At 73.9% G+C, this 4,663-nt stretch carries 6 protein-coding genes; 5 read left to right on the forward strand and 1 reads right to left on the reverse strand.

What is annotated here, in order from left to right; all coding sequences use genetic code 11:
• Positions 1 to 33: 33 nt before the first annotated feature.
• Positions 34 to 1,263 (reverse strand): ROK family protein, encoded by a 1,230-nt coding sequence (locus KN815_RS46330; protein ID WP_216347791.1) that lies wholly within the window; start codon positions 1,261 to 1,263, stop codon positions 34 to 36.
• Between the two features lie 17 nt (positions 1,264 to 1,280).
• Between KN815_RS46330 and KN815_RS46335 the strand changes: the two genes are divergently transcribed.
• The 5 genes from KN815_RS46335 to KN815_RS46355 all read left to right on the forward strand — a co-directional run.
• Positions 1,281 to 2,537, forward strand: coding sequence for an MFS transporter (locus KN815_RS46335; RefSeq protein ID WP_216347792.1), 1,257 nt, complete (start codon positions 1,281 to 1,283; stop codon positions 2,535 to 2,537).
• A gap of 55 nt (positions 2,538 to 2,592) precedes the next feature.
• Positions 2,593 to 3,327, forward strand: coding sequence for a maleylpyruvate isomerase family mycothiol-dependent enzyme (locus KN815_RS46340; RefSeq protein WP_216347793.1), 735 nt, complete (start codon positions 2,593 to 2,595; stop codon positions 3,325 to 3,327).
• A gap of 68 nt (positions 3,328 to 3,395) precedes the next feature.
• A complete protein-coding gene (locus KN815_RS46345) occupies positions 3,396 to 3,905 on the forward strand; it encodes a DUF4442 domain-containing protein (protein ID WP_216347794.1) in 510 nt (169 codons plus the stop codon).
• Positions 3,906 to 3,911: 6 nt separating this feature from the next.
• Positions 3,912 to 4,154, forward strand: coding sequence for a DUF6332 family protein (locus KN815_RS46350; protein ID WP_216347795.1), 243 nt, complete (start codon positions 3,912 to 3,914; stop codon positions 4,152 to 4,154).
• Positions 4,154 to 4,663 (forward strand): DUF2797 domain-containing protein (locus KN815_RS46355; RefSeq protein WP_216347796.1); only part of this gene is annotated, 510 nt, incomplete at its 3' end. The genes KN815_RS46350 and KN815_RS46355, both read left to right, overlap by 1 nt.

Below are 4,663 nucleotides of genomic sequence, written 5' to 3' on the forward strand. Positions count from 1 at the left end.
CCGTGCCCTCCCGGGCCACCGGCCGTAGGCGGGTCAGCCCACGCCCAGGGCCGCCAAGGGGTCGTCCAGCACCGGCTGCCACGCCAACTCCGCCGCGCCCACCAGGCTGTTGTGGTCCAGCGTGCACGGCAGAATCGGTACGCCCCCGCTCCGGCCCCATAGGCTCCGCTCCGCCACCACCGCGCGCAGCCGCTCCGGGTCGGCCTCCAGGAGTTCGCGGTGCAGCCCGCCGAGGATGATGCGGTCCGGGTTGAGGATGTTGACCAGACCGGCGAGCCCGAGGCCGAGGCGGTCGATGAGCCGGCAGGTGGCGGCCCGTACGGACGGCTCCGTGGCGTACTCCTCGCGCAGCAGATCGCGGGCCTGCTGGAGCAGGGACACCTCCGGGCCCGGGTCGCGCCCGGCCGCCGTGAGGAAGGCGAGCGGATCGGCCTCGATGTCCAGACAGCCGCGGCTGCCGCAGTGGCAGGGCGGGCCCTCGGGGTTGACGGTCAGATGGCCCACTTCGAGGGCGAGCCCGGCACTGCCCGTGTGCAGCCTTCCGTCGAGCACCAGCGCGCCACCGACGCCCCGGTGCCCGGTGGCGACACAGAGCAGATGCTGGGCGCCGCCGCCCGCGCCATGGCGGTGTTCGGCGAGCGCGGCCAGGTTGACGTCATTGCCCGCGAAGCCGGTGACCGGCTCCCCGTCGTCGCCACGGATACCGGCGGCGGCGAGGCTGCGGTTGAACAGCTCGCGCACCGGAGCGCCCGCGGGCCAGGCGACGTGCAGCGGGTTGAGCGCGGTGCCCTCCGGTTCGGCGACCGCGGACGGGACGGCGAGCCCCGCGCCCACACAGCGGCGGCCGGTCTCCCGCAGCAGCCGGGCACCGGCCTCCACGACCGCGTCGATGACATGCGCCGGGTCCGCGGGCACGGTCATGCAGCCCGGGGCGGTGGCCACGGTCTGTCCGCCGAGCCCGACGAGCGCCGCACGGAAGCCGTCGGCGTGCACCTGGGCGGCGAGCGCGACCGGCCCTCGGGGGGCGATCGACAGCCGGTGCGAGGGACGGCCCTGCGCCCCGGCGGCCCCGAGCGGCCGTGAGTCGACCTGGATCAGGCCGAGCGCCTCCAGCTCGGCTGCGACGGCGCCCGCGGTCGCGCGGGTCACCCCGAGCTCGGCCGTGAGCACCGCGCGGGTGGGCGCGCGGCCGGTGTGGACGAGTGCCAGTGCCGGGCCAAGAGCGCTTCGGCCGCGCTCGAGCCTTGTCCGTGTCTGGGTCACGCCCCTATTCTCACTTTGTGCCGACTCCAAACAAAACACGGACGGCCATTCTGGGCGCGCGCCGCTCCGTCACCGCCGATCGCGACCTCGCCCGACTCCGCGCCGCCATCACCGCGTTCTTCTTCCTCGACGGCTTCGTGTTCGCCGGATGGGTCGCCCGGATCCCCGCGATCAAGGACCAGACGAGCGCCTCGGAGGGCGCGCTGGGGCTGGCCCTGCTCGGCGTGTCCGCGGGCGGGACGGCCACCATGATGGCCACCGGACGCCTGTGCCGCCGCTTCGGCAACCATCCGACGACGGTGGCCGCCGGTCTGCTGTTCGCGGGCTCGGTCGCGCTGCCGCCGCTGACCCACTCCGCTCTCGCCCTCGGCCTGGTGCTACTGGTCTTCGGCACCGGGTTCGGCGCGCTCAACGTGGCCATGAACAGCGCGGCGGTCGACCTCATAGCCGCTCTGCGCCGCCCGGTCATGCCCGGTTTCCACGCCGCCTTCAGCCTGGGCGGGATGGCCGGGGCCGGGCTCGGCGGGCTGATCGCCGACCACCTCTCCCCCACCCGCCATCTGTCGCTGCTGGCGGTCTTCGGGCTGCTGCTCGCGGCCGCCGCCGGCCGGACGCTGATCTCGCTGCCGGTGCCCGCGCCACGGGACGCCGCCGGGCCCGCGGCCGAGTCCGGGAACGGCGCCGCCCCCGAACCGTCGCCCGGCGCAAAGCGGCCGGGCCGCGCCCGGTGGCTCGTCGGCGTCTTCGGCCTGATCGCGCTCTGCACGGCGTACGGCGAGGGCGCGATGGCCGACTGGGCGGCCCTCCATCTGCACCAGGACCTCGACGCGTCCGCCGGACTCGCCGCCGCGGGCTACTCCGTCTTCGCGCTGATGATGGCCGTCGGCCGGCTGAGCGGCACCACCCTGCTCGAACGGCTCGGCCAGACCAGGACGTTGACCGCGGGCGGCGCCACGGCCGCGGCCGGCATGCTGCTGGGCTCGCTCGCGCCCACGGTCTGGCTCGCGCTCCTGGGCTTCGCGGTCACCGGGCTGGGGCTGGCCAACCTCTTCCCCGTCGCCATCGCTCGGGCCGGCGCGCTGACGGGGCCGGGCGGGGTCGCCGCGGCCTCCACGCTCGGCTACGGCGGGATGCTGCTGGGCCCACCGACGATCGGCTTCCTCGCCGACTGGTACTCGCTGCCGATCGCGCTCACCACGGTCGCGGCGCTGGCGGCCGTGGCGACGGTGGTCGCCTACGGCACACGGAACGCCGTGCGCACGGCCGGAAACTGACGCTCTCGCCGTCCCGGCCCCGGCCGATGTCGGAGGCGGCTGGCATGATTCCGCCATGGATACTGCCGAGTTGATCGAAATCGTGAACCGCGAGGGCCAGTTGCTGGCCGACGCCGTGACCGAGGCCGGAGTGGACGCCCCGGTGCCCACCTGCCCCGACTGGCGCGTCCGCGACCTGTTGTCCCACATCGGCCAGGTGCACGGCTGGGTCGCGCGGATCGTCGACGAGGGCCTGACGGACCCGGTCCGGCCGACGCTCCAGCCGGCCCCGGCCGATGCCGAGCTGGTGTCCTGGTACCGCGAGGTCCATGGACGGATGGTGGGCACCCTCACCGATGCCGACCCCGAGCTGAAGTGCTTCACCTTCCTGCCCACGGAGTTCCCGCTGGGCTTCTGGGCCCGGCGCCAGGCTCATGAGACGGCCATCCACCGGGTCGACGCGGAGTCGGCGCGGGGCGGGGCTCTCTCCCCGTTCACCCCGGAGTTCGCGGCCGACGGGGTCGATGAGCTGCTGGTCGGTTTCCACAGCCTGGACCGGTCCCGGGTGCGCACGGACACCCCGCGCACGCTCCGGGTGCGGGCCACGGACCATGACGCGGTGTGGACGATGCGGCTGTCGCAGGACGTTCCGCACACCGTGCGCGACGGCGAGGGGGCGGCCGACTGCGAGCTGAGCGGCCCGGCCGCCGACCTCTATCTCGCGCTCTGGAACCGGCTGCCGATCACCGCGCTGCACACGGAGGGGGACGAGAAGCTGGCCGAGCTGTGGCGGGAGCACTCGAGCATCTGAGACGCCCAGCCATTGGGTTACCGGCGAGTAATAACACGTGCTAGCTTCCTGATATGTCACGTCGATCGATGTCCGCGCGCCGCCTGCGCCGCGCGATGAACTGGTGGCCGCCCTATCTCTTCGCCGGAGTGCGGGTGGTCCACCTCGCGGAGGACTGGAGCAGTGTCCGGGTCAGGCTGCGGCTGCACCGGTTCAACTCCAACTACGTGGGGACCCATTTCGGCGGTTCGCTGTTCGCGATGAGCGACCCGTTCTGGATGCTGCTGGTGATGAACCGGCTCGGCCGGGACTACATCGTCTGGGACAAGGCCGGCGAGATCGACTTCGTCTCGCCCGGCCGCGGCGATGTGTTCGCCGACTTCAAGCTCACCGAGGAGCGGCTGGAGGAGATCCGCGAGGCCACGGCGGACGGCGGCAAGGCGCTGCCGTGGTTCGAGAACGATGTGGTCGCCGCGGACGGTACGGTCGTGGCACGGGTGCGCAAGCAGCTCTATGTGCGCCTCAAGCGGCGTGACGGGCAGCGCGAGCCGGGGCGGACCGGCTCGGCGGCAGCCACCGGACAGCAAACGGAGGACTGATTCGAGATGACCGGACCCCGTCCCCAGGACGAGCGCGACGCGCTCACCGTCGAGATAGTGTTCGCCCTGGTCACGGCCGGTCTGCTGGCGGCGGTGCTCTACATCGCCGTCGCGAGCCCCGCACTCTTCGGCGATCTGGGCCGGGCCCAGGAGACGGCCTGGAAGGGCGCCGCCTTCGCGGTGGCCACCGCCGGATTCGCCGTCCGCCTGGTGCGGGCGCTGTGGCTCTTCTCCCGGCAGCGGCGCTGATGGCCCAGGGCCCGCGGCCGGCGCGGTGGCAGTGCGCGGGATCGCGCTGGGGCCACCGCGGGCCCGCGCTCGTCTGGCGCCATCCGGCCCAGGGCGAACGGCTCTCCCCGCTGACACCGGACCGCCCGCTCTCCTTCACCACCGGGCCCCGGCGCGACTGCGTCGGCGTCCGCAGAGGCGCCCGGCACACCCCGTGCCCGGCCGGGGCCGAGATCCCGGCCGCCGCCGTATCGGCACAGTGCCCGGACTGCGCCCGGCTGGACCGCTCGTACTCCGTGGCCGCCGACACCCGTACGGACGACCCGCGCCCTTACAACGTCTATCTCGCCTGGTTCGGCCCGGATCTGATCAAGGTCGGGATCACCGCGGCCGAGCGGGAGGGGGCACGGCTGCTGGAGCAGGCCGCGCTCTCGTACTGTCTGCTGGGCCGTGGCCCGCTGATGGCCGCGCGCCGCGCCGAGGCCGTGCTGGGCACAGCGCTCGGCGTCCCGGACCGCTTCCCCTACGCC

It is taken from the genome of Streptomyces niphimycinicus, assembly GCF_018883605.1.
GTDB classification, from domain to species: Bacteria; Actinomycetota; Actinomycetes; order Streptomycetales; family Streptomycetaceae; genus Streptomyces; species Streptomyces niphimycinicus.